Origin of the sequence: Flavobacterium johnsoniae UW101, from assembly GCF_000016645.1 — a bacterium.
GTDB lineage: Bacteria > Bacteroidota > Bacteroidia > Flavobacteriales > Flavobacteriaceae > Flavobacterium > Flavobacterium johnsoniae.
This window is the reverse complement of the sequence record NC_009441.1, coordinates 2,553,602-2,578,074: the sequence shown is the minus strand read 5'-3', so window position 1 is coordinate 2,578,074 and position 24,473 is coordinate 2,553,602. Positions and strand designations below refer to the sequence as shown.

Below are 24,473 nucleotides of genomic sequence, written 5' to 3'. Positions count from 1 at the left end.
GTACGGATTTAACTGGTTTTCTTTGATTGTTTTTTTGCCACAGATTAAAATGATTACTATAGATTTTTTTAAATATTTATTTCACGCAGATTTAAAAAGATTTAAGCTGATCTGCGCAGATTATTTTTAACAAAAATCTAATTAAATCTGCTCAATCTGCCAAATCTGCGTGAAACAAAATCATACCAATCTTAAAATAAAAAAAATCCGTTGTTATCCGCGTTTTCACGAAGTGAATCCGCGTCATCTGTGTGCCATTTCTCAACGCAGACAATTTCTCAAAATACTAACCGGATGCTGTGCTTCTCGCTTTGTTCCATCATAAATTTGATGACGGCAGCTTGTTCCTGCAGCAGCGATTTTTACATTTTCAGCTGTGTTACGCACTTTTGGAAAAAGTGTATCCTCTCCCATTTGCATACTTACCTGATAATGTTCTTTTTCGTAGCCAAACGAACCCGCCATGCCGCAGCAGCCAGAGTTGTAAATCGTAACCGTATTATTTTTAGGCAGATTCAGCATTGCGAAAGTTGCCTCGACGGAACTTAACGATTTCTGATGACAATGTCCGTGAATTTTAATTTCTTTCGTTTCATCAGAAAAAGAATCCGGCGTTATTTTTCCATCGATGATTTCTTTTTTGAAAAATTCTTCAATTGTAAAAGCATTTCGGGATAGTTTTTCTGCGGCTTCTTTATCATCGGCTAAACGAAGATATTCATCTCTAAAAGTCAAAATCGCCGAAGGTTCAATTCCAATTAAAGGTGCATTCGCCAAAATCAAATCTTTAAAAATATTTACGTTATGATTGGCTATTTTCTTGGCTTCTTCTAAAAATCCTTTTGAAAGATACGTTCTTCCGCTTTCTTCATGATCTACAACCAAAACCTGATACCCTAATTTTGTCAATAATTCAAAAGCATCGATTCCGATATTTACGTCGTAATAATTTGTGAATTCATCTATAAACAAATACAATCTCCCGTTTGGAAAATCTGATGTCGCAGGTTTATTATTTTGATACCATTTTCTAAAAGTCTTTTTTGCTAAAAGCGGTACTTGTCTTTCAGTCGCAATTCCCATTGTTTTTTTAACCAAAGACTGATTCGAAATAAAATTCGTAATCGACGGGAATTTGCTTCCCATTTTGTTCAGTTTGGCATTGTTGGCAAAAATCTTGTTTCTAGTAGAGAATCCGTTTGCTTTTTGATATTGATATAAAAACTCGGCTTTCAGAGTTGCAACATCAACATTACTCGGACATTCGCTTGCGCAGGCTTTACAGCTTACACATAACTCAAAAACTTCGTATAATTCTTTTTGGTCAAATTTGTTTTCTTTTTCAGAATACGTCAAATATTCTCTCAATGCATTCGCTCTTGCACGAGTCGTTTCTTTTTCATTTCGAGTCGCACGATAACTCGGACACATTGCACCGCCTGCCGATGGCATTTTTCGGCAATCGCCAGAACCGTTGCATTTTTCGGCTGCACGCAAAATTCCTAAACTATCTGAGAAATCCTGAAACGTTTTAATATCCGGTTCTACCCTTCCTGAAACTACACGATGATTTTCGTCCATTTTCAAGGCGTTGACAATTTTTCCGATATTTAAAACCGAATTCGGATCAAACGCTAATTTGATTCTTTTCAGCAATTCGTAATTCTTATCGCCAATCATAAACGGAATAAACTCTCCGCGCACGATTCCGTCTCCGTGTTCACCACTCAACGAACCTCTGTATTTTTTCACCAAATGCGCCACTTCTGTCGCAATGGTTCTAAATAATTTTAAATCAGATGTTTTCTTCAAATTCAAAACCGGACGCAAATGCAGTTCTCCCGCACCCGCATGCGCATAATAAATCGCTTCCTGTCCGTGACGTAACATCATCGCCGAAAACTCCGCAATATAAGCAGGTAAATCGCTTAATTCTACCGCTGTATCCTCAATCGAATCTGCAGCTTTATCGTCGCCTACAATACTTCCCAAAAGTCCAAGACCTGCTTTTCTGAGTTCGTTGGCTTTGTCAATATCATTTCCGTAGATTTTTACTCGCGCATAACCAAAATTGTTTTTCTCTAAATCAGCAATCAAAGCATCGGCTTGTTTCTCTGCATCTTCTAGAGTGTGAGAAGCCACTTCAAATAACATAATCGCTTTTGGTTCTCCAACCAAAAAGAAACGGTTTTTAATATGCTCACGATTCGTTTTTGTACAATCCAAAATCGTATCGTCGATCATTTCGCAAGTGTACAAATGATGTTTCATTGCCACGACAACCGATTCTAAAGATTCCTGAATGGTATGATAATGTCCGACAACCATAATGCTGTGAGGCGGAGGAAGATCGTCTACTTTCAACGTCACTTCGGTTGTAAAAGCCAGCGTTCCTTCGCTTCCGCAAAGTAATTTCCCAAGATTGATTGTGGGTTCAGTTCCGCCAAATAATTCTGATTTTAACAGAATATCAACGGCGTAACCTGTATTTCTTCTATGAATTTCCGGTTTTGGAAATTCTCTTATAATTTCTTCCTGATTCTCTTTTACCGAAAGTTCGTCGTAAACACTTTTGTAGATTTTATTTTCTAAAGAATCACCTTTGGTTTTCTCAATAAATTCTGCTGAAGTCAATTCGCCAAAAGCTACTTCTGTTCCGTCGCTCAAAATCGCTTTTACCTCGGCAATTTTATCACGTGTAACACCATAACGAATAGAAGTCGTTCCAGATGAATTATTTCCTACCATACCGCCAATCATGGCTCGGTTTGAGGTTGATGTAATTGGAGCGAAAAATACGCCGTGCGGTTTCAAATACAAATTCAGTTCATCGCGAATAACTCCGGGCTGAACCGTAACCGTTTTTTTTTCGGCATTATAACCTAATATTTTTGTGAAATTTTTCGAAACATCAATCACAAGTCCGTCTCCAACTGCTTGTCCTGCGAGTGAAGTTCCGGCAGTTCTTGGTGTAACTGAAATATTATGCTGCGCCGCAAAGCGAATTAACCTGCTGATATCTGCCGTAGATTTAGGCAAAGCCACCGCATTTGGCCGAATCCGATATACTGATGCGTCTGTCGAATAAAGTGTTTTATGAAGATCATCGTACAAAAGTGTGCCTTCGAGTTCGCTGGCTAATTGATCTAAATGAGATTGGGTCAACATGTTAAATGGTGCTTTTTATAAAAATATTTCCTGAAAAAACTCAGATCACAAAGATAAAAATATCGCATAGTAAAATGGGCAGTTTTGAGAATTTATCTAACAACTCCATCATATTTTATAAAATTCTGACAGAATCCTGTAAAGCTTTTGATTTACTAAAAAGGTAATTTTAAAATTCTCTCGTTTAAATAAAATGAATGGATTTTTAAACACATAGAAACATAGATTTTTCTTTAGTATAAAAAGTGATTCAAAAGAGAAATATATTTCTCGCGCATAGTTGACTATGCGAATTTAAAATTAGTGAAACGCCTTTTTAAAGTTTTCTAATCTATGTTTCTATGTGTTTAAAAATCCATTCAACGAGTTAAAATTTTACTTTTTTACGCCTTTTATTATGGAAAATTTCGTTCAGGATGTCTTTAAGCATTTAGAAAACTATTATTACAGTATTGTAGATCTTACGCCAAAATTTATTCTGGCCGTTTTAGTTGTTCTCGTTTCGTGGTTTATCGCAAGCCGAGTGGGCATTTTTGCCGGAAACCGACTCAAAGTGAAAATGCACGATCGCCTTCTGGCAGTTTTTATTGCACGTTTAATAAAATCGGTTTTAATTATTATTGGAATCTTATTTATGTTCCGAATTATTGGTCTTGAAGGCGTTGCCCAAAGCATGCTTGCCGGAGCGGGAATTTCGGCTTTTGTAATTGGTTTTGCACTTAAAGATATTGGAGAAAATTTTCTTGCCGGAATTCTTCTGGCTTTCAAACGTCCGTTTTCTATTGGCGATATTATCGAAAGCAACGGCGTAAAAGGCGAAGTCATCAACCTCAACCTGCGCGATACCGAAGTAAAAAGCGACTCGAAAATCATATATATTCCAAATGCGCTTCTTATAAAAAACACGCTCATTAACTACAACAGTGAAGGTTTTCTGCTTCAGACTTTCACAGTTGGGCTTGAATATGGTTCTGATTATACCCGCGCCATCGAACTCGTAAAAGAAGTTCTTGGAAACAGCGAAGATGTAACCAAAAAAGACCACGAAAATGCAGCCGTAATTACCGATGTTGCCGCTGCGGGTGTTATTCAGCTCAATATTCGGTATTGGGTTAAAACGGCATCAACGGCTGAAAATTCAGAATGCCGCTCTAAAATTATTGCCGCAGTTTTAAAGAAATTGAAGGAAAATGAGTTTGTGTTGAAATAGAAGGTACAAAGGCTCAAAGTTGCAAAGGGACAAAGGTTTTTTCTCTAACTCAATTGTCACCCTGAGCGAAGTCGAAGGCTTATGAAAACAATTTTTGAATGTTTTCTTTTGGAATTTGGTACTCAAAAAATTTAGAAGTTTAATAAGGAGCTATTTCCTGCTGTCCGCTATATCTTTTACGCCGAACCCCGGCGCAAAAGGATGCCGCTTCCATCAGGGCTAGGACGCTTGGTTTCATGAGAAGTAATTAGTAAACATTTTACACAACGAATACCTCAATCTTGTCATTTCGACGTAAGGAGAAATCTCCACACGCTAAAACATATTATTGCGAAGATTTCTCCTTACGTCGAAATGACAAACTGCCTGAAAATCTATCTGAGTTTATCTTTTCTCAAAATATCGCTTTATATTTACCCCGTAGAGATGATTTAGTCTATTTAGCTCATTTTTAAGCTTTAACAAAATATATTACTTTTCTTACTTTTTGTTGTTGTTTTTTGATACTTTTACAATTCTTAAACTACAACATTAAGAACGAAATAAGATTTGCCCTTGTATTATGTGTGCGGTATCGGAAACGACTGTAAGCGCTGTTGTAGGCGTTAGAAACACTACTTTGCAAGGGTTTTTTACTTCTAAAACTACAACATTTATGAGTACAAACACACTTTCTGCAGAAACCCAAATCAGGCTTTTGAATTTTTTCAACGACAGAATTGAACCTGAAGAAATGGCTAAAACACTTAGGCAAATAAATTTCACATTGGCTTTAGGCGTTATGAGTGAACACGAATCGCTTCAATACGAAATCGCCAAATTAAGAGACGGTCTTTACTGGCTCAATGAATTAGCAGAAACTTTAAATCCTTATTTGGAGGTGGAGTAAAGAGTTTAAAAACCCGATAACGTGGATTTGCAATCTGCGTTATCGGGTTTCAGGACGAGACAGGGACTATAAAATCTTTATTTAGAAGTATATCTTCAAAAATCAATTAACATTATTACGAATTCCATTTTTAAAATCACTTACTTCTTTTGTAGTTGGTTTACCTAAGTAAAAATTATCTCTAAATGTATGTAACCATACTAAAAACTCTTTATAAATTTCTATTTTTTCTGGGCTAATTAAATTCTCTATATCTTCAACATATTTAATAAAATTATTCAATCCTCCTTCTCTATAAATTATTCCATTCATTGGCTTAGATGTTCCATTAACTTTGCCGTCAACTTGCATTTTTAATACCTCTACAAATTCTTTTTTATCAATATCATTTTCAAAAAGATTGGTCAATAAAGTTGTATCCATATCTGAAATTGTTTTCTCTACATTATTAGCTAAAAAAATATTTTCAAAATTTTCAGTCATATAACCCTTTATGATTACCTTATATTCTTCATAAAAAAATCCGAATTTAAGGTCTGTAAAATATATTTCATAGAATCTATTAAAATTTGATAAAATCATTTTAGTATCCAAATTTTTAGCATTTATTTCTTTTCTGAGAATTACTAAATTTAGTTTCTTTAGAACTTCTTTATTCAAAATCTTTAAAGCATCAATTGTTTTATGATCAATGCCGTCCTCAAGTTTATATTTGTTTCTTGAAGAATCAAGAGGATATTTTCTATAATAGATACTTAAATCTAATGCAAAAGATCCGAAAGGATCTTCAAAATTTGTAAAAATAAAAGCTAACAATTTCTTGTACTCAATTCCAAAATTTTTCTCGCCTAAATGCAAAAAATTAAGAATTTTCATTTCATCAACTTTACCCAAATCACCATTTTTGATTAAATCTACGACTTGTTTGTATTCATTAATATTATCTATATTCTCAGGTTTTAGCAAAAATAATTTTATATCATTTATAATTGACCTTTCATTTTCTTTCCCATTTACAATATCTGTTAAAAGTTTTTTAACTCTATTATTTTTAATAGCATCAGTTAGCTGATAATAAGTCAGACATTCATTAAATACATTGTTACTGAAATAGATAGGAAAATATCTTTTTTGATTTATTTCTGGAGAATGATTATGCAAACCATTTTCTGGAAATAAGAGAAGTAAAACTGAAAAAATTATATAACTATCTTGATTTTCTATTTCCTTATTCAGCAATAATTTTTTTAAATTTAATTCTTTAAACCTCAAAACAGGTTCACTTCCAAGCCAAGAATTTATTCTTTTCGAAGCAAAATTTTTATGCATCCATTTATATTTGAATAATAATAGTTTCAATAATAAGTATTTCTCAAGATTAATATCCGAAATGTTGCTACCCAGAGTTTTAAAATTAATATATAATTCGTTATAAAATTTTTTAACATCCCTTCTTGATTCAAAGAAAAATGAAGGAATTAAAGGTATTTTGGCTAAAACTTCTTCATTTTTAAAACCTTCTTGATTTGTGTTATTTTCGCGTGTCATTTTAATGAGTGAACTAATATCAATACTGCTTTCTTCATCTGCATAAAATATTTTATTAACAGATTCTATTAATATATTTTTTTCATCATTATCGTAGCCAGACGAACTATTAATTAATTCACTAAAAAAAGAAACAAATCCTTTTTGATTTTGTGTAGTTAAATTAATTTCTAAATTGAAAATTTTATCGAGATAATGATTATCAATTTGCGATTGTTTGACCACATATTCTCTATCAAAACCACAGACAAAAACAACATTTTTAAAATTTGCTATATTACGTAAAATCCGTAATGTCTCTAAAATTTCAACTTTATTTAATCTATCAATATCATCAACAAATACAATTATTTTTCTATTAATTTCCTCAATGATAACATTTATTTCATCATAAGACTCTTTTATACTATCTCCATTAGAGAATATGCTATCAGTTATTGATTTAAAGAAATTTAAATATTTATTGTCGGCTAAAGCCAGCATTTCTTTTAAATAATTGTCGATTGAATTTTCAGAATCTCCTGAAAATACTGATAGTTCTTTTTTTAATTGATTGAAAAAATTATTAATTATTGATTTTTCATCCTGATGTTGCCAAGCATTAAACCAAAAAGTTATTGGCTTACTTTCATTGTGTATTTTTTGAATGGTAAGTTTATATTCTAGACGTTTCAAAAAACTTGTTTTACCAATTCCCCATATTGAGTTTATTCCTATTATAAATGAATAAGATGGTTTTAAATTTATTACAGCCTTTACAACCTCATCAATTACTTTTTCATTATCGTTAATATTTGTATTATTTAGAGGAATGTCTTCTATTAAAAAAGAGGATTTAACATGTTCGCCTTTTTTGATCAATTCATCAAACCAACTAACTATATTATCATATAAACTCCAATTTCTTAAAAATATATTTCTAAAGATTAATAAAATTGATAAAATTGCAATTAGTAATATTATATCAGAATAATATAATTCGTGTCTTCTACTTAAATATGAAAAATATAAAGAGTCATTTTCATCATTCCTAAGAAAGAAGTAAATTGAACTAAATAAAAAGATAAAATAGTTCTGTTTTTGAGAAATTCTATAGTTTTTTACTATAAACCAAAAAAAACGAATCAAGAATATCAGTACTAATGTTACAAATGCTAAATTGAAACTTTGTTTTTTAACATCAACATGTTTTATGATAGAATTTTCTGCTAAAAAAGTTGCAATTTTATTTTGAAAAATCAAAACTATTGTAACCAAAACTAACCAAGAAAAAAAAACATTAAAATTGCTTTTTAGAAAGACTAATATTTTACCAAATAGATTTATTATTGCTTCAAAAAAAAATGATAATTTACTTTTTAAGAAAATTTTTAGTTTTAATATTCTCTCCATGTGATGTTTTTAAAGTTAAGTATCCAATCATAGAACCCGATAGCGCGGATTTGAAATCCGTGCCCGCACTCATGTTTTAGCTTTGTTTTACAGATTTATTAAACATCTACTCCTTTCCCCAAATCCTAGTATTCAAATCCAGTTCATGAACAATATCGTGCATAAACTTCACGATCGAAAGATCATCAGTAAGTAAATCTGGCGCTAAAAGCGACGAATGAATAGGCGCTTCAAAATAATTTTGAGATAATGGAAAAGCGATGTACATTTTAGAATGTATAAACGAGATAGAAATCGTTTCGTCGGATTTGTTGTTTAAAGCCAGAATTCTTTCCATCATGGCGGGCGTCAAAATATATCGCGCTTCGATTTGGTTTTTAGAATAGGTTACAAACTTATTATCAAATTCGGTGTTTTCTAATTGCACAACTTCGGTGTTTCCAAAACTGAAAACATTTTTAGAAAACCACGCTCCAAGACTAGCACCAAAACTTTTTGGACGAACAACTGTCGAAACATTAAAGTTTTTATTGAAGTCGGCTGCAAAAATAATTCCCTCAAAAATAGTGTGCCATTCTGTTCGCGTTCCATTTTTGGTTTGAGTTTGGGTTTTATATTCAGCGTGTACTTCGGCAAACCAAAAAGAAGTTTTATCGGTCGTTCCGGTTATTAAATCCTGCGTTTTATAGCGATCGGGTTCGGTTGTAAAAAGCTCCGAGCTTACAAATTCATATTCAGAAAGCCCGCTTAGTGGTGCAAAAACAAAACTTTCGTTAACCGTTTTTAAAGCAGATGCTACAACATTCGTTTTATAGTCTGCTTTGTATTGTTTAACGTCATCGTCTATTTTAAAGTGCATTAAAATAGCAATCAACGCAGATACTAAAAAACCAATAAACCCTAAAGCAGGAAATCGAATTAATAACCCGATAACTAAAATTACTATTGCAAGGCCAAATAATATATAACAGGTTTTATACGTTTCGGAAATTTTTTTCCGATCAACTTCTAAGGTATTCAGTATTTCCTGCAGATTGACTTTCGAATTTAATTCTGAATCCATTAATTATTGAATAGTTCTTTTGCACTAATATTTTTACGCTCTTCTTCTGGAGTTGCTAAAACCTCAATTTTAGTGTAGCCCAGCATTCCGGCAAACATATTGCCAGGAAACATCATAATTGCGTTGTTATAATCTGTTACGGCTGAGTTGTAAGTTCTTCTCGCCGCTGCAATTTGTTCTTCACTTTCTGTCCATGTAGTCTGTAGATTTAAGAAATTAGTATTGGCTTTTAAATCTGGATAATTTTCTACAGTAACCATTAAACCTTTTACTGCTGAGCTCAATTGAGTGTCTAAACTTGCTTTTTCATCATCTGTCAAATTTCCTGAAGTCGCTTTTGCACGAAGCTCAACAATTTTAGTTAAAGTACTTTGTTCGTAATTTGTATATTGTTTTACAACTTCAACAAGATTTGGAATCAAATCAAAACGTTTTTTCAGCATAACATCAATCGCTGAAAAAGCATTGGTAACCTGATTTCTTTTTCCGATAAGTGAATTGTAGATTATAATTCCGATAATAAAAAGGAAAGCAAAAAGTCCTATAATAACAAACATGGTTTTATTTTTTTTAATTGGTTATGAGCAAATATATAAATAAGAGATATAAGTTTTTAGTTAATTTTTTAATTATAGCTCAAGCTTTAGAGAAGCGCAATATATATAGCTGTTTTGATTCGTTTTCTCAGAAGCACCAGCGGAGCGAAATCTTTTTAAACATCAATATTTCAGCACAATGAAATACTTCTTGACTGCATTAATTTGTGTATAAATATTTCATCTCGATGAGATTTTTGTTAATTCTTCCAATTCAAAACAATAAAATTTCTTTTTTCTAAATTTATATGCAAAATAATCCCATTTTAGCGTTATCAAATTAAACGCGTTTTTTAAGATTACTTGAAAATGAATAAAAATATAAAAGCTCTTTACGAAATCGCTCAAAAAGAGACCAGAAAAATACTAGGTTTAATGTCTGGAACTTCTCTCGACGGACTCGACTTGGCTCTTTGCGAAGTTTCTGGTGAAGGTGGAAACACGGTTGTCAAAATCCAGCAATTTGAAACCATTGATTACAACGACGATATTAAAACCGAAATAAGAAAGGTATTTGCACAGAAAACAATCGATTTTCAGCATTTGGTTTTGCTAAACGAATGGATTGCAAACCTTCATGCAGGAATGATTAACGATTGCCTTGCTAAATGGAATATTCCCGCAAGTGAGGTAGATTTAATCGCATCGCACGGACAAACGGTTCTGCATGCGCCAAAATTTTTACATCAGCAGGAAAAATTCCCCAATGCAACTTTGCAGATTGGCGACGGTGATCATATTGCGGTAAAAACCGGAATTATCACATTATCGGATTTCAGACAAAAACACGTTGCCGCGGGCGGTGAAGGTGCGCCCTTAGCTGTTTATGGTGATTATTTATTATTCAGCAAAAAAGGCGAAAACCGAATTATGCTGAATATGGGTGGTATTGCAAATTTCACTTATTTACCTGCCTCACAAAATGCCGAAGAGGTTTTTGTAACCGATACCGGAACAGCAAATACTTTAATTGACATTTTTACCAAACAATTTTTTCCTGAAAAAAGTTTTGATAAAGATGCCGAAATCGCTAAAAAAGGAACTGTAAATCAAGAACTTTTAAGCGAATTAAAAAGTGATCCTTTTTTCAAGCAAAGCTTTCCAAAAACAATTGGCCAGGAATTATTTAATCACGAATTTGTAAACTCAGCTTTGGTAAAATTAGGATTAGAAAACATTTCGGCACCAGATTTGCTGGCAACTTTAACACGCCTTAGTGCCGAAACAATTGCCGAAGCAGTTTTGTTTGTCGTACAAAATACTAAAACACCAATAGAAGAGTTTACGGTTTATATGTCTGGCGGAGGTGCACGAAATCCATTATTGGTGAAATGGTTACAGGAATTATTGTCTTGTAAATTTGAAAAAAGCGACGTTCTGGGAATTTCAGGCGATGCAAAAGAAGCCGTTTTATTTGCCGTTTTGGCTAATGAAACCGTTGCCGGTGGAAATTATAATTTTGGTTCACAAAAAGGAATTCCATCTGTAACAATGGGAAAAATTTCTTTTCCAGATTAAAGAATAAGTTTGCCGCAGATTAAAGGAGTAAAAGATTAATCCAAACAATTCATTTATCCCAATGGCTATCGGGTTTGGCAAAAAAAGAATTACTGCGAATTATTTTTTTATAGTTTGAGAAAATAAAATTCGTGAATTCGCGGCAGAAAAAAAATTAAACCTATTTTTGGTTCTTGTTAAAATAAACATTTGAAATGCATAAAAATCAGTACTTACTATACTCTATAATATTTTTATTTTTCTTTGGAGGGAAAGCCTTTTCACAGGAAAAAATTATATATCCTAAAAATGAATTTAGAGGAGTCTGGATTGCAACTGTAGTAAATATTGACTGGCCAAAAACGGCAATTGACAATGTCGAAAAGGAAAAGGCTGATTATCTTGAAATTTTAAACACCTATAAAAAACTAAATTACAACGCTGTTATCGTTCAGATCAGGAGTGTTGGTGATGCATTTTATCCTTCAGAATTTGCTCCGTGGTCACGATTCTTAACAGGAAAAGAAGGTACTGCGCCAAATCCGTATTACGATGCGCTGGAGTGGATGATCGAAGAAGCGCACAATAGAGGCTTTGAATTTCATGCATGGCTGAATCCGTATCGTGCTACTTTTGATTTAAATAAAAATCTTTTGAGCCCAAATCACGATATTTTTAAACATCCGGAATGGATGATAGAATATGGCGGAAAATACTATTATGACCCTGCCCTTCCTGAAGTTCAGACACATTTAACCAAAGTAGTAAAAGAAGTAGTTGATAAGTACGATATCGACGCAATTCATTTTGACGATTATTTTTATCCGTATGCTGTTCCCGGAAAAGTATTTAACGACACAGCGTCTTACAAAAAATACGGTTCTGGCTTAAGTCTTGCAGACTGGCGTCGTGCTAATGTGAGTAACTTTGTACATACCATTTCTACAACCATAAAAGCAAGTAAGCCTTGGGTTCAATTTGGAATTAGTCCGTTTGGAGTTTGGAGAAACAAATCTCAAGATCCAAAAGGTTCAGAAACACAATCGACTTCTAATTACGACGATTTGTATGCAGATCCTGTTTTATGGATGGATCAAAAATGGATTGATTACATTATGCCGCAATTATATTGGAGCATGAATAATCCTAGAGCTTCTTACTCTAAATTAGTAAAATGGTGGTCTGAAAACGCAAACAACACAGCCATTTATATTGGTCATGCATCCTATAAAATTAGAGGCGATGGTGATAAAAGCTGGTATTTTGCAACCGAAATTCCAACTCAGGTTGATTTTGCCAGAAGTTTTAAAAATGTAAACGGAAGTGCTTATTTCAGCGCTAAATGGTTTATGAGCAAAAATTTAGATGTTGTTCGTCTTTTAGGAGACAATCAATATAAATATCCTTCGATTCCTGCTGCGGTTCCAAATTTAAAACGCATAATAATTGACAATCCTGTTTTTACAGAATTTACAAAAGATAATTCAACATATACTTTCAGCATTAAGAGTCCGCTTAATACAAAGGTTCGTTACATTGTAATTTATGGAGGCGAGCATATTTCAAAAATCAATACAAACGACGCGACAAAAATAATCGACAAAGTTAGAGCTGTTGAAAAAGACGGTGTTATTTCATTTTCTATTCCTGCAGAAAAAATCAGCATGTACAAAGCTTGTGCTGTAACATTTATTGATTATTTTGCAAACGAAAGCACACCCGCTGCTGCCGACATAAAAAAGAATTTTAAAATATATTCACCTGCTCAGCCTAATGAAAACAGATAATAAACCCTGGTTTTGGATTCCGCTTCTTAACTTCGCATCCGGACTGCCTTATGCCGTTATAATTTCCGTTTCGGTAATTATGTACAAAAATCTCGGAATCTCAAATGAAGATATTGGAGTTTATACCAGTTTATTATATCTGCCGTGGGTTATCAAACCGCTTTGGAGTCCGTTTATTGAATTAACAGGAACCAAAAGAAAATGGTTTTTATCCATGCAGCTGCTTATTTCAATAGCCTTTTTATTAGTTGGTTTTACGATTCCAACAAATGGATTTTTCGTAATGACTCTGGCTATTTTCTGGGTTGCTGCTTTTGCTTCGGCTTCTAATGACATTGCCAGCGATGGATTTTATTTATTGGTTTTACCCGAAAATCAGCAGTCTTTTTTCCTCGGAATCAGAAGTACTTTTTACAGACTTTCATTATTAGCCGGAAACGGATTAATTGTACTTTTTGCAGGATATCTGGAACACAAATACGGCGATAATACTAAAGCATGGTCGTATACTATGATTGCAGTTGGTTTGTTAATGACATTTATTACGATTTACAATTTCATTTTTACTCCAAAAAATGAAATAAACGCTGTCGAAAAAAATAAAGAAACCCATCATCAAAGTTTTGGAACTATATTTATAAGCTTCTTTAAGAAAAAACAAATTGGTTTAATTCTGGCTTTTATTCTGGTTTTCAGATTAGGAGAATCACAGCTGCTTAAAATGTTAAGTCCATTTTTATTAGATCCAAAAAAATTGGGCGGAATGGCTTTAGATACCGAAGCAGTTGGAATTATTTATGGAACCTGCGGTGTTGCAGCCTTAACCATTGGCGGTATTTTAGGCGGAATTGCTATTTCCAGACATGGCCTTACGAAATGGATGTTTCCAATGTTTTTAACAATGCATTTACCTATTATTGGATTCATTTTATTAGCATTTTTTCACCCCGCATCAATTTATTACATTTATGCCGTCGTGATTTTAGAACAATTTGGTTATGGTTTTGGATTTACTGCTTTTATGATGTATTTAATTCATGTTGCCGAAGGAGAATCAAAAACAGCACATTATGCACTGGCAACCGGTTTTATGGCTTTAGGAATGATGCTTCCGGGAATGCTGAGCGGTTATATTCAAAAATATTTAGGCTATGACAACTTCTTTATCTGGGTTCTTATAGCTACAATTCCAGGTCTTATTTTATCACGTTTTTTAACTTTCCCGAAAGATTTTGGGAAAAAATCTGAAGAAGTTTAACCCCAAATCAAACTCTTACAATATGGAAATCAATGAAAATTTGCAGGCCGAACGCAACTTAAAAGGAGCTGAGTTCGAAAAATCCGGAAATCTTGAAAAAGCTATTGAATTATATGAGGAAAATGTCGCGGAAGACTTTAAAGGAAATCATCCTTACGATCGTTTGGCTACGATTTACAAAAACCAAAACGATCTGGAAAATGAAATCCGCGTTTTAGAAAAAGCCATTGTGGTTTACGAAGAAATTACAATCGAAGACCGATTGGAAGGTTTACCAAAACTTTTCCGTTTTAAAAACCGATTGGAAAAAGCAATTGAAACCAAAAAACAATTGGCTAAACAAAAGAAAGCAAAACTGAAATAAAACATTCTTTTAAACACATAGAAACATAGATTTTTTTTGTGAAAAGAATAAAAAAGAGAAACTCATTTCTCAACACATAACTATGCGTATTTAAATAAAGTGAAACGCCTTTTCCAAGAAACTAAATACTATGTTTCTATGTGTTAGAAAATTAAAATAATACGAATCTAAATATTCTAAATCATGAACATAAAGCGAACCAATTCAGATGATATTGATTTTATAAATCTGGTTGCTTTATTAGATAAAGATTTAGCCATTAGAGACGGTGACGATCATGCGTTTTACAATCAGTTTAATAAAACCGACAAAATAAAACATACTATTGTTTATTACGAAAATGATGTTCCTGTTGGATGCGGAGCTTTTAGAGAAAAAGAAAGCGACAAAACTGAAATTAAAAGAATGTATGTGCATCCTGATTATCGAAAAAAAGGAATTGCTTCTGCTATTTTAAAAGAACTCGAAATCTGGGCAAAAGAAGTCGGTTATACTTATACTATTTTGGAAACCGGAAAAAACCAGCCGGAAGCCATCAACTTATATCAAAAATTAAATTATACTATCATTCCAAATTATCCGCCTTATGAAGAAATGGATAATAGTGTCTGCATGAAAAAGACTTTATAATAATGAAAATTACAGCCGAAGCATTACGACAAAGAATAGGACAATTCTTTTTCCCTGCCGTTTTTATCAATGATACCGAAGAAAATATTCAGGAAACTGAACGCCTTATTAAAGAATACAATATTGGGGGATTGACCTTTTTTCATAGTCGTGCGAGCGCTGCAACCAATTATGAAAGCAAGAAAAAAGTAGTTTTTAATGACGACAGCTACGAGAAAATCAAAGCTTTAATTGTTCGTTATCAAAAAGCAGCTTCTACACCGCTTTTAATTAGTATTGATGCCGAATGGGGATTGGCAATGCGAATTGAAAAAACACCTCAATATCCGTACGCAATTACGCTTGGCGCTTTGCCAGAAAACAAATCTCATTTGGTTTATGAAGCTGGAAAACAAATTGGTTTAGATTTAAAAGCAGCCGGAATTCAGTATAATTTATCGCCTTTGGCAGATATCAACAACAATCCAAATAATCCCGTTATTGGCTATCGTTCTTTTGGTGAAAACAAAGAAAAAGTAGCCGATTTTTCGATTGAATATTTAAAAGGAATGTCAGAAGTTGGCGTTTTAGGCTGTCTGAAACACTTTCCCGGACACGGAAATACGAACGTTGATTCGCATTTAGGATTGCCGGTTTTAAAAGAAACTTTAGAAGAATTATTAGAAAACGAATTATATCCGTTTATAAAAGGAATTGAAAACAATGTCGATTCTATAATGATCGGGCATTTGGCTGTTCCTAGTTTAAACGACGGAAAAGATACTTCTGCAACATTATCAAAAGCTGTTATTCAAGATCTTTTGCGCGACAAATTAGGATACGACGGTTTGGTAATTTCTGATGCCTTAAATATGCACAGCGTTTCTAAATTGTATGAAACCAAAGGTCAATTAGAATGGGAAGCTTTTAATGCAGGAAATGATGTTTTATGCTTCGCTGAAAATGTGCCCGAAGGAATTGAAGCAATTTATAAAAATGCTTCTCCAGACCGTATTTTCGAAAGTTACAACCGAATTATGAAAGCCAAAGAAAAAGCCGGAATTCTTTCTGGAAAAACTGCGGCTTCGGGTGAATTAGATTTTGAAAAAACATCAAAAATAAACTTAGAAATTGCTCAAAATGCAATTACTAAAATTATAGATAATTCGAGTACTGAACTAGCTTTTGAAGCGCAGAAAAACAACAAATTAGCTAAACTGAGTTTATATAAAAATACTGAAAATACATTTTTCAAAACACTGAATACAAAACTTGATTCTCCAGAATTTGCTTTTGAAAGTCTAGACGTTTCAGATATTTCATCAATCCAAAAAGAATTAGAAAATTTCGAAACGATTTTAATTTCATTATTTGTTCCAAAAGCAAAACCGCTGAATAATTTCGAAATTGATAACGAAGTTTTGAATTTACTTTCTGAATTATTGCAAACTAAAAAATGCATCGTTTTTGTTTTTGGAAATCCATATGCATTACCTTTAATTCCAAATCTGAAAAAAGCTTCAGGGCTAATTGAGGTATATCAGGATTTCGAAGAATTTCAAAAAACAGCAGGAATTCAATTTTTAGAAAAAAATACTTTCAACGGCGTTTTACCCGTAAATATTGACATTCAATAAGTTAAAACGCAAAATAATCAAAATTTATCAACTTATAAATTTTTATAATCACATCTTATTGTAAGAACCTGTACTTATGCCCTACTTTTGCACCAGAAATAAATATTTAACGTAAAACGAAAATTATGTCTTTAGTAGGAAAAAAATTCCCAAGTATTGCAGTAGATGCTATCTCAGAAATGGGTGACAATTTAAAAATCAACATTTTTGAAGAAGCAGTAAACAACAATAAAAAAGTACTTTTATTTTGGTACCCAAAAGATTTTACTTTTGTATGTCCAACTGAATTACACGCCTTTCAAGCTGCATTACCAGAATTTGAAAAAAGAAATACTATCGTAATTGGTGCTTCTTGCGACACAAACGAGGTTCACTTTGCTTGGTTAAATACTCCAAAAAACAATGGTGGAATCGAAGGTGTTACTTACCCAATCTTAGCTGATACAAACCGTAACTTAGCTAACATTTTAGGTATTCTTGATATCGAATCTACAAGCTACAGCGAAGATACAGATTCAGTTATCATCGAAGGTTCAAACGTAACTTACAGAGCTACTTACCTAATTGACGAAACTGGAAAAATCTTCCACGAAAGCGTAAACGATATGCCACTAGGACGTAACGTAAACGAATACTTAAGAATGGTTGATGCTTACACTCACATCCAAACTAAAGGAGAAGTTTGTCCTGCAAACTGGGAAGCTGGTAAAGAAGCTATGTCTGCAGACAGAATCAGTACTGCTGAATACTTAAGCGCAAACTAATTTTTTTATAAAGGTACAAAGGTTCAGAGGTACAAAGTGGCAAAGACTTTTTTGCTGCATATAAACAAAGTCAAAGACTTTACCCCTGAACTTTTGTTACTTTAAAAATCTTTTCTAATTAAACACATACAAAGGTCAAAATGCAAAACAACCTAGTTTTGCAAAATATTTACACATAAAGTTTCCAAAAACTTTGTCCCTTTGAACCTTTGCAACTTTGAACCTTAAAAAATAAAGAAATGTTAATCGACTTAAACGAAGATACGTTAGCAGATTTAGTTGCTAAAAACGAAAAAGTAGTAGTACAATATTCAGCTTCATGGTGTGGAAATTGCCGTATTATGAAACCAAAATTCAAAAAACTAGCAACAGAAAATGAAGCTGTCACTTTTGTTTTGGTTGATGCAGAAAATTCTCCTGAATCTAGAAAATTAGCTAATGTTAGTAACCTGCCAACATTCGCAACTTTCGTAAACGGACAATTAGTTGGCGAAACGCAGACTAACAAACAAGAAGTTTTAATTGACTTAGTAAACGCTATTGTTTAATTGGTTATTTGTTTATTCGTTTAATCGATTAAACAAAAAAACGATTTAACGCTTAAACAAAAAATTATGAAATTACCAGTAATTAAGCATTTAACACAATTCATCGAAGAAAACGATCAGGATTATATCATTGAAACAATTGAAGTTCTTGAAGCGATGACTGAAATTCCTTCTCTTAAAGATGAAGAATTAGACGTAATTGGTGAATTGATTTCAAATATGTATGGTGCTCTTGAAGTACAAAAATTGGTTGCTCAGGGAACTGATAAAAAAGAAGCTTTAAATACGTTTATGAAACGTGTTTTAGGTTCAATCGATAAATAAATCGGCCTCTTTTTTCAAAGAAAAAACAAAAAAACATGACGAAGAAAGCGTTTCTATTTTAGGAGACGCTTTTTTTTATAGTATTCAGTCACAGTTTTCAGTCACAGTCTTAGTTCCCATTTTTAGGCAATCTTTCTCAGGCTGAACAAATCTAAAATCTGCCCTCTAAAATCTAAAATATTTAAATTCAAGGTCGCCAAAAAGCCAATCTTAATCTCTCCTTAAACGCATAACAAATACTTTTAGATTCAAATATTAATCCTTACTTTTGAGCCTCATTAATTTTAAACAAAAATCATGGCATCTATCACATTAGGAGGAAATCCAGTTCATACATCAGGCGAATTACCAGCAGTTGGTTCAAAATTAGCTGATTTCAAATTAGTACAAAATGATTTATCAGTTGCTTCTTTAAGTACTTTCGCTGGTAAAAAATTAGTTTTAAACATTTTCCCAAGTGTTGATACAGGAACTTGCGCAACATCAGTTAGAACTTTCAATGCAAGTGCAAGCGGATTAGAAAATACTACTGTTTTATGTATTTCAAGAGATTTACCTTTCGCTCAAAAACGTTTTTGTGGTGCAGAAGGTTTAGAAAACGTAGTTAATTTATCTGATTTTCAAACTGGTGCTTTTGGTAAAGCAAACGGATTAGAAATTGTTGACGGACCATTGGCTGGTTTACACTCAAGAGCTATTATTGTTGTTGATGCAGATGGAACAATTACACATACAGAACAAGTTGCAGAAATTGCAAACGAACCAAATTACGAAGCAGCTTTAGCAGCACTATAATATTTTCCAATAAATGGAGTTTCAAAAAGATAATACTTTTGTTACAGGTCGTTTAAAAAGCGTTACCTATGCTTTTAAAGGAGCTGTAAAATTGATTAAAACAGAACACAGCGTTATGGTGCAATTCTCATTGGGAATTATCATGACTATTGCAGGGTTCTATTTTCATATTTCTCAAACCGAATGGCTATGTCAAACCTTAGCCATTGGTTTAGTTTTAAGCGTTGAAGGATTAAATACGGCAGTTGAAAAAATCGCCGATTTTATCCATCCTGATTACAGCAGACGAATCGGATTTATTAAAGATATTGCTGCAGGAGCGGTATTTTTTGCCGCAATGACAGCAATTGCAATAGGTTTAATTATTTATATTCCAAAATTTATATAGGACAGGAACGTAAGAATGGCAAAAAGTAAAAAAGAAACTGTAGACAAAAAAACCGAATCAAAAATTGCAGGCATTAGATCCTGGAAATTAAACAAACCGCAAAAATTTGTTTTGGGATGCCTTTTGGTACTCTTTTCTATTGCATTGTTAGTAGCATTTATTTCATTTTATGTTAATGGACAATGGCAGACTGATCAAAGTGCTGTTGACAGCCTTGGAGATCGCAGCGAAGAAGTACAAAACTGGCTTGGAAAATTTGGAGCTTATCTTGCTGATTTAATTGTTTACAGAGGCTTTGGTCTGGCTTCTTTTATATTAGTTCGTTTATTTTTCTTAACCGGTTTGTTTTTAGCATTGGAACTTTCAACCAAAAAACTTAAAAACACCTGGTTCTGGGATATATTTGCCATTATTGTTGTTTCAGTTCTGTTTGGATTTTTCGCCACTTCGGCCCCAGAATTGGGAGGAACTATTGGTTATGAGCTGAATATTTTTCTTCAGGATTACATTGGAAAAACCGGAACTTTATTAACTCTGCTTTTTGGATTGATCGTTTATTTAATCTTTAAAATAAAAGTATCTCCAGAAAAAATTCAGTCCTATTTTGATTCTACTAAAAAAGAATTCAAATCAGAACTCAATTCTATTAAAAAGCCGCAACAACAAGATCTGGAGCCCGAAAGCGCTTATAACTTAGAAGAATTTGCAATTGAAGAAGATCCTGAATTGGATAACATTCATTTAAAAACTGATGATTCTAAATTCGAAATCAATAAAGAAGCTTTAAAACCAACAATCAATCATTCGTCAGAAATTGAATTAAATCCAATTTTAAAGCCAATTCAGCCAAAACAAGAACTTCCATTAGTTACTCCTGATGAAGCATTTGTAATTGAAAAAGCCGAAGAAGAAGATATTATAGAAGAAAATCTTGCTTCGCGTTTGGTTGCTGATTTTGGATTATTTGATCCAACTTTGGATTTATCCAATTATAAATTTCCAACCATCGATTTACTAAAAGAATACTCGACTGGGGGAATTACAATTAATCAGGAAGAATTAGAAGAAAACAAAAATAAAATTGTAGATACACTTCGTAACTACAAAATCGAAATTGCGCAAATCAAAGCAACCGTTGGTCCATCGGTCACTTTATATGAAATTGTACCTGAAGCCGGAATCAGAATTTCTAAAATTAAGAGTTTAGAAGATGATATTGCATTGTCATTATCAGCTTTAGGAATTCGTATTATTGCACCAATTCCAGGAAAAGGAACAATTGGTATCGAGGTTCCGAATAAGACTCCAACTATGGTTTCGATGAAAAGTGTTATTGGAGCCGCAAAGTTCCAAGAAGCCGAAATGGAACTGCCAATTGCTTTAGGAAAAACCATTTCAAACGAAACTTTTGTTGTCGATCTTGCTAAAATGCCTCACTTATTGATGGCAGGAGCAACAGGACAAGGAAAATCTGTAGGATTAAATGCTGTTTTAACTTCATTGTTATACAAAAAACATCCGGCAGAAGTAAAATTCGTTTTAGTCGATCCGAAAAAAGTAGAGCTTACACTTTTCAACAAAATTGAAAGACATTATTTAGCCAAACTTCCTGACACGGAAGATGCTATTATTACTGATAACGCAAAAGTAGTCAATACTTTGAATTCACTTTGTACCGAGATGGACAATCGTTATTCTTTATTAAAAGATGCGATGGTTCGTAATATTAAAGAGTACAACGAAAAATTCAAATCAAGAAAATTAAATCCCGAAGCCGGACACCGATTTTTACCTTACATTGTTTTGGTTGTCGATGAGTTCGCCGATTTAATTATGACTGCTGGAAAAGAAGTTGAAGTTCCAATTGCCCGTCTGGCTCAGCTGGCGCGTGCTATTGGTATCCACTTAATTATTGCAACACAAAGACCATCTGTAAACGTTATTACCGGTTTAATCAAAGCCAACTTCCCTGCCAGAATTGCCTTTAGAGTAACTTCAAAAATCGACTCAAGAACGATCTTGGATACTCAGGGCGCTGACCAGTTAATTGGACGAGGAGATTTATTATACACGAATGGAAATGATGTAATTCGTGTGCAGTGTGCCTTTATTGACACGCCTGAAGTTGAAAAAATTACAGATTTTATTGGTTCACAAAAGGCGTATGCCACAGCTTATTTACTTCCAGAGTTCGTTGGAGAAGAAACTGGCATTAATCTTGATATGGATATTTCCGAAAGAGATACCTTATTTAGAGAAGCTGCAGAGATTATTGTCAATGCACAACAGGGTTCTGCTTCATTATTGCAAAGAAAATTAAAATTAGGTTACAACAGAGCCGGTCGTTTGATCGATCAGCTGGAAGCAGCAGGAATTGTTGGACCATTTGAAGGCAGTAAAGCAAGAAGCGTGAATATTTTAGACTTAAGTGCTCTTGATCAATTTTTTAATAATGAACAAAATTAATCCAATCATGAGAACAAAAATTCAGGAAATCAACAACAATTCTATCTTTAACATGACTAAAAAGTGTTTTCAAATAGCAGTTATTTTGCTTTTGAGCTTCACTTCTATTCAGGCTCAGGATAAAAAAGCTAAAGATTTATTGAACGAAGTAACTACAAAAATAAAAAGCTACGATAACATCGTAATCGACTTTAAATATTCTTTAAATAACGCCAAAGAAAACATCAATCAGGATAGTAAAGGAAATGTTACTATGAAAGGAAATCAATATGTATTGAATTTTATGGGCGTTACTAAAATTTTCGACGGACAAAAAACCTATACAATTGTTCCTGAAGACGAAGAAGTTACTGTTTCTAAAGTAAACGAAAAAGACGATAATGCTGTTACGCCTTCAAAAATGCTTACGTTCTTTAATTCTGGTTACAAATACACTATGGATATAGTACAAAATGTGAAAGGAAGAAAAATCCAGTACATTAAATTAGTGCCGACTACAGGAAAAGACCAAAGAAAAGAAATTTTGTTAGGTATTGACGTTCAGACAAAACACATCTATAATTTGATTGAAACTGGAAAAAACGGAACAAAAACAACTTTAACCGTTAATTCTTTTAAAACCAATCAGCCATTATCAAAAAATCAATTTACATTTGTAGCGAGTAAATACCCGAAATACTACATCAATAAATTAGATTAATCAGAAGGTTGAAAATTCTAGACAAATACTTATTAAAAACATTCTTATTTACATTTACTACGGTATTTGTAATCTTATTTTTCATATTCATACTTCAAACAGTATGGCTATTTATATCAGAACTAGCAGGTAAAGATCTCGACTTATTACTGGTCGTGAAATTCCTGCTTTTTTCTATGCCTCGTATTATTCCGCTGGTTTTACCGCTTTCGGTTCTTTTGGCTTCGATTATGACTTTCGGAAATTTAGCCGAAAATTATGAATTCGCAGCCATGAAATCTTCCGGAATTTCGCTTCAAAGAGCCATGCGGGTTTTAATCATTTTTATATTTGTTTTAAGTATAGTAGCGTTTTGGTTTGCCAATAACGTTATTCCTTATGCTGAATATAAATTTGTAAACTTCCGTAAAAATATTGCTCAGGCTAAACCTGCGATGGCAATTGCCGAAGGCCAGTTTAATGATGTTGGAACTTACAACATTAAAGTCAATAAAAAATCCGGTGAAAACGGTAATATTTTAACCGGCGTTACCATTCATGAGAAAGCAAATAACATTGGTGAAAACAAAACTGTTATTAAGGCCAAAGACGGTGAATTAATCAGCAGTGAGAAATCGAGTATTTTGAAACTTGTTTTAAATAACGGTTTTTACTATCAGGATGTTACTCCAAAAAAATACGAGGACCGCGCTAAACTTCCTTTTATAAAAGCTGCTTTCAAAAAACACATCATCAACATTGATTTATCTGAATTAAATAAAGTCGATGACAGTAAAGAAAGTATTGAGGGCACAAATGCCATGCTAAACGTAAACGAATTGCGTTATACATTAGATTCATTGAACAAAAATCTTGACAATGAAATCATTTCATTCTCTGAAAATATAAACCAGCGTGTTGGAATTAGAAAATCTATTCCTCAAAGCGAGATAGAAAAAGCCAAAAAGAAAAAAAATCTCCCAAACGATCTTTTAACTTTATATACAAACAAAGAGAAATCTGATGTTTTAAAAATGGCAAGCAGTAATGTTACGAGCAACATTTACTCAATCGAAACGACACAAAAAGACTTAAAAGACAAACAACGTGAAATCAACAAGCATTTAACTGCATTGTATGAAAAGTTTGTTATTGCTTTTGCTTGTTTCTTAATGTTCTTTATTGGCGCTCCATTAGGCGCTATTATTCGAAAAGGAGGACTTGGTCTGCCAATCGTTTTTGCAGTTTTAATTTTTATTACTTTTCATTTCATCAATACTTTTGGAAAAAGATTATCACAAGAAGGCGGTATGAGTCCTTTTATGGGTTCATGGATGTCTTCATTTATTCTTTCACCATTGGCCATATTATTAACGTATCGTGCCACAAATGATAACGGATTAATTAATTTTGATGCAATAACCACTCCTATTTCACAACTGTTTCAAAAAATTTATGAGCGGTTTAAACCAGCTCAAAACAAACAATAAT

Annotated in this window: 20 protein-coding genes; 16 read left to right on the top strand and 4 right to left on the bottom strand. The window is 33.1% G+C overall.

The genetic code is table 11. The annotated features are described in order from the left end of the window. Window positions 1–261 precede the first annotated feature (261 nt). The gene (locus FJOH_RS11110; protein ID WP_012024196.1) at window positions 262–3,168 is read right to left on the bottom strand and encodes an FAD-binding and (Fe-S)-binding domain-containing protein; all 2,907 of its coding nucleotides are present in this window, start codon (window positions 3,166–3,168) and stop codon (window positions 262–264) included. A gap of 397 nt (window positions 3,169–3,565) precedes the next feature. On the opposite strand from FJOH_RS11110, the gene FJOH_RS11105 reads away from it, so the two are divergent. After that, complete coding sequence (locus FJOH_RS11105) at window positions 3,566–4,378, top strand: mechanosensitive ion channel family protein (RefSeq protein WP_012024195.1); 813 nt, start codon at window positions 3,566–3,568, stop codon at window positions 4,376–4,378. Between the two features lie 655 nt (window positions 4,379–5,033). Further along, complete coding sequence (locus FJOH_RS11100; RefSeq protein WP_012024194.1) at window positions 5,034–5,267, top strand: hypothetical protein; 234 nt, start codon at window positions 5,034–5,036, stop codon at window positions 5,265–5,267. Window positions 5,268–5,369: 102 nt separating this feature from the next. Here the strand turns inward: FJOH_RS11100 and FJOH_RS11095 are convergent, their stop codons facing one another. The 3 genes from FJOH_RS11095 to FJOH_RS11085 all read right to left on the bottom strand — a co-directional run bounded on the left by FJOH_RS11095 (window position 5,370) and on the right by FJOH_RS11085 (window position 9,827). Beyond that, complete coding sequence (locus FJOH_RS11095; RefSeq protein WP_012024193.1) at window positions 5,370–8,207, bottom strand: KAP family P-loop NTPase fold protein; 2,838 nt, start codon at window positions 8,205–8,207, stop codon at window positions 5,370–5,372. A gap of 106 nt (window positions 8,208–8,313) precedes the next feature. Next, window positions 8,314–9,270: a DUF3137 domain-containing protein gene (locus tag FJOH_RS11090; protein WP_012024192.1), complete on the bottom strand. Its 957-nt coding sequence runs from the start codon at window positions 9,268–9,270 to the stop codon at window positions 8,314–8,316. After that, entirely contained in the window at window positions 9,270–9,827 is a 558-nt protein-coding gene (locus FJOH_RS11085; protein WP_012024191.1) for a LemA family protein, read from the bottom strand. The genes FJOH_RS11090 and FJOH_RS11085 overlap by 1 nt, the downstream gene beginning before the upstream one ends. 348 nt (window positions 9,828–10,175) lie before the next feature. On the opposite strand from FJOH_RS11085, the gene FJOH_RS11080 reads away from it, so the two are divergent. From FJOH_RS11080 to FJOH_RS11015, 14 genes are all read left to right on the top strand, one after another. Next, window positions 10,176–11,384 (top strand): anhydro-N-acetylmuramic acid kinase, encoded by a 1,209-nt coding sequence (locus FJOH_RS11080; RefSeq protein ID WP_012024190.1) that lies wholly within the window; start codon window positions 10,176–10,178, stop codon window positions 11,382–11,384. A 194-nt stretch (window positions 11,385–11,578) separates the two neighbouring features. Beyond that, entirely contained in the window at window positions 11,579–13,150 is a 1,572-nt protein-coding gene (locus tag FJOH_RS11075) for a glycoside hydrolase family 10 protein (protein WP_012024189.1), read from the top strand. Next, window positions 13,137–14,408, top strand: coding sequence for an MFS transporter (locus FJOH_RS11070; RefSeq protein ID WP_012024188.1), 1,272 nt, complete (start codon window positions 13,137–13,139; stop codon window positions 14,406–14,408). Before FJOH_RS11075 ends, FJOH_RS11070 begins: the two co-directional genes overlap by 14 nt. Before the next feature lie 22 nt (window positions 14,409–14,430). After that, window positions 14,431–14,772, top strand: coding sequence for a tetratricopeptide repeat protein (locus FJOH_RS11065; protein ID WP_012024187.1), 342 nt, complete (start codon window positions 14,431–14,433; stop codon window positions 14,770–14,772). A gap of 183 nt (window positions 14,773–14,955) precedes the next feature. After that, entirely contained in the window at window positions 14,956–15,402 is a 447-nt protein-coding gene (locus FJOH_RS11060; protein WP_012024186.1) for a GNAT family N-acetyltransferase, read from the top strand. A gap of 2 nt (window positions 15,403–15,404) precedes the next feature. Next, window positions 15,405–17,018, top strand: coding sequence for a glycoside hydrolase family 3 protein (locus FJOH_RS11055; protein WP_012024185.1), 1,614 nt, complete (start codon window positions 15,405–15,407; stop codon window positions 17,016–17,018). 125 nt (window positions 17,019–17,143) lie between these two features. Next, the gene (locus FJOH_RS11050; RefSeq protein WP_012024184.1) at window positions 17,144–17,782 is read left to right on the top strand and encodes a peroxiredoxin; all 639 of its coding nucleotides are present in this window, start codon (window positions 17,144–17,146) and stop codon (window positions 17,780–17,782) included. A 239-nt stretch (window positions 17,783–18,021) separates the two neighbouring features. Beyond that, a complete protein-coding gene (locus FJOH_RS11045; RefSeq protein ID WP_012024183.1) occupies window positions 18,022–18,330 on the top strand; it encodes a thioredoxin family protein in 309 nt (102 codons plus the stop codon). Window positions 18,331–18,396: 66 nt separating this feature from the next. Further along, window positions 18,397–18,654: a DUF6952 family protein gene (locus FJOH_RS11040; protein WP_008462029.1), complete on the top strand. Its 258-nt coding sequence runs from the start codon at window positions 18,397–18,399 to the stop codon at window positions 18,652–18,654. A gap of 297 nt (window positions 18,655–18,951) precedes the next feature. Further along, entirely contained in the window at window positions 18,952–19,449 is a 498-nt protein-coding gene (tpx, locus tag FJOH_RS11035) for a thiol peroxidase (RefSeq protein WP_012024182.1), read from the top strand. Window positions 19,450–19,462: 13 nt separating this feature from the next. Continuing rightward, window positions 19,463–19,837, top strand: coding sequence for a diacylglycerol kinase (locus tag FJOH_RS11030; protein ID WP_012024181.1), 375 nt, complete (start codon window positions 19,463–19,465; stop codon window positions 19,835–19,837). A 15-nt stretch (window positions 19,838–19,852) separates the two neighbouring features. Next, complete coding sequence (locus FJOH_RS11025; RefSeq protein WP_012024180.1) at window positions 19,853–22,303, top strand: DNA translocase FtsK; 2,451 nt, start codon at window positions 19,853–19,855, stop codon at window positions 22,301–22,303. A gap of 7 nt (window positions 22,304–22,310) precedes the next feature. Beyond that, complete coding sequence (locus tag FJOH_RS11020; protein WP_081432686.1) at window positions 22,311–23,003, top strand: LolA family protein; 693 nt, start codon at window positions 22,311–22,313, stop codon at window positions 23,001–23,003. An 8-nt stretch (window positions 23,004–23,011) separates the two neighbouring features. Beyond that, complete coding sequence (locus tag FJOH_RS11015; RefSeq protein ID WP_012024178.1) at window positions 23,012–24,472, top strand: LptF/LptG family permease; 1,461 nt, start codon at window positions 23,012–23,014, stop codon at window positions 24,470–24,472. Window position 24,473 lies beyond the last annotated feature (1 nt).

What these genes read in the sequence shown, in the direction of transcription:
- FJOH_RS11110 (WP_012024196.1), bottom strand. Translation starts at nt 3,168, where the DNA reads ATGTTGACCCAATCTCATTTAGATCAATTAGCCAGCGAACTCGAAGGC.
- FJOH_RS11105 (WP_012024195.1), top strand. Translation starts at nt 3,566, where the DNA reads ATGGAAAATTTCGTTCAGGATGTCTTTAAGCATTTAGAAAACTATTAT.
- FJOH_RS11100 (WP_012024194.1), top strand. Translation starts at nt 5,034, where the DNA reads ATGAGTACAAACACACTTTCTGCAGAAACCCAAATCAGGCTTTTGAAT.
- FJOH_RS11095 (WP_012024193.1), bottom strand. Translation starts at nt 8,207, where the DNA reads ATGGAGAGAATATTAAAACTAAAAATTTTCTTAAAAAGTAAATTATCA.
- FJOH_RS11090 (WP_012024192.1), bottom strand. Translation starts at nt 9,270, where the DNA reads ATGGATTCAGAATTAAATTCGAAAGTCAATCTGCAGGAAATACTGAAT.
- FJOH_RS11085 (WP_012024191.1), bottom strand. Translation starts at nt 9,827, where the DNA reads ATGTTTGTTATTATAGGACTTTTTGCTTTCCTTTTTATTATCGGAATT.
- FJOH_RS11080 (WP_012024190.1), top strand. Translation starts at nt 10,176, where the DNA reads ATGAATAAAAATATAAAAGCTCTTTACGAAATCGCTCAAAAAGAGACC.
- FJOH_RS11075 (WP_012024189.1), top strand. Translation starts at nt 11,579, where the DNA reads ATGCATAAAAATCAGTACTTACTATACTCTATAATATTTTTATTTTTC.
- FJOH_RS11070 (WP_012024188.1), top strand. Translation starts at nt 13,137, where the DNA reads ATGAAAACAGATAATAAACCCTGGTTTTGGATTCCGCTTCTTAACTTC.
- FJOH_RS11065 (WP_012024187.1), top strand. Translation starts at nt 14,431, where the DNA reads ATGGAAATCAATGAAAATTTGCAGGCCGAACGCAACTTAAAAGGAGCT.
- FJOH_RS11060 (WP_012024186.1), top strand. Translation starts at nt 14,956, where the DNA reads ATGAACATAAAGCGAACCAATTCAGATGATATTGATTTTATAAATCTG.
- FJOH_RS11055 (WP_012024185.1), top strand. Translation starts at nt 15,405, where the DNA reads ATGAAAATTACAGCCGAAGCATTACGACAAAGAATAGGACAATTCTTT.
- FJOH_RS11050 (WP_012024184.1), top strand. Translation starts at nt 17,144, where the DNA reads ATGTCTTTAGTAGGAAAAAAATTCCCAAGTATTGCAGTAGATGCTATC.
- FJOH_RS11045 (WP_012024183.1), top strand. Translation starts at nt 18,022, where the DNA reads ATGTTAATCGACTTAAACGAAGATACGTTAGCAGATTTAGTTGCTAAA.
- FJOH_RS11040 (WP_008462029.1), top strand. Translation starts at nt 18,397, where the DNA reads ATGAAATTACCAGTAATTAAGCATTTAACACAATTCATCGAAGAAAAC.
- tpx (WP_012024182.1), top strand. Translation starts at nt 18,952, where the DNA reads ATGGCATCTATCACATTAGGAGGAAATCCAGTTCATACATCAGGCGAA.
- FJOH_RS11030 (WP_012024181.1), top strand. Translation starts at nt 19,463, where the DNA reads ATGGAGTTTCAAAAAGATAATACTTTTGTTACAGGTCGTTTAAAAAGC.
- FJOH_RS11025 (WP_012024180.1), top strand. Translation starts at nt 19,853, where the DNA reads ATGGCAAAAAGTAAAAAAGAAACTGTAGACAAAAAAACCGAATCAAAA.
- FJOH_RS11020 (WP_081432686.1), top strand. Translation starts at nt 22,311, where the DNA reads ATGAGAACAAAAATTCAGGAAATCAACAACAATTCTATCTTTAACATG.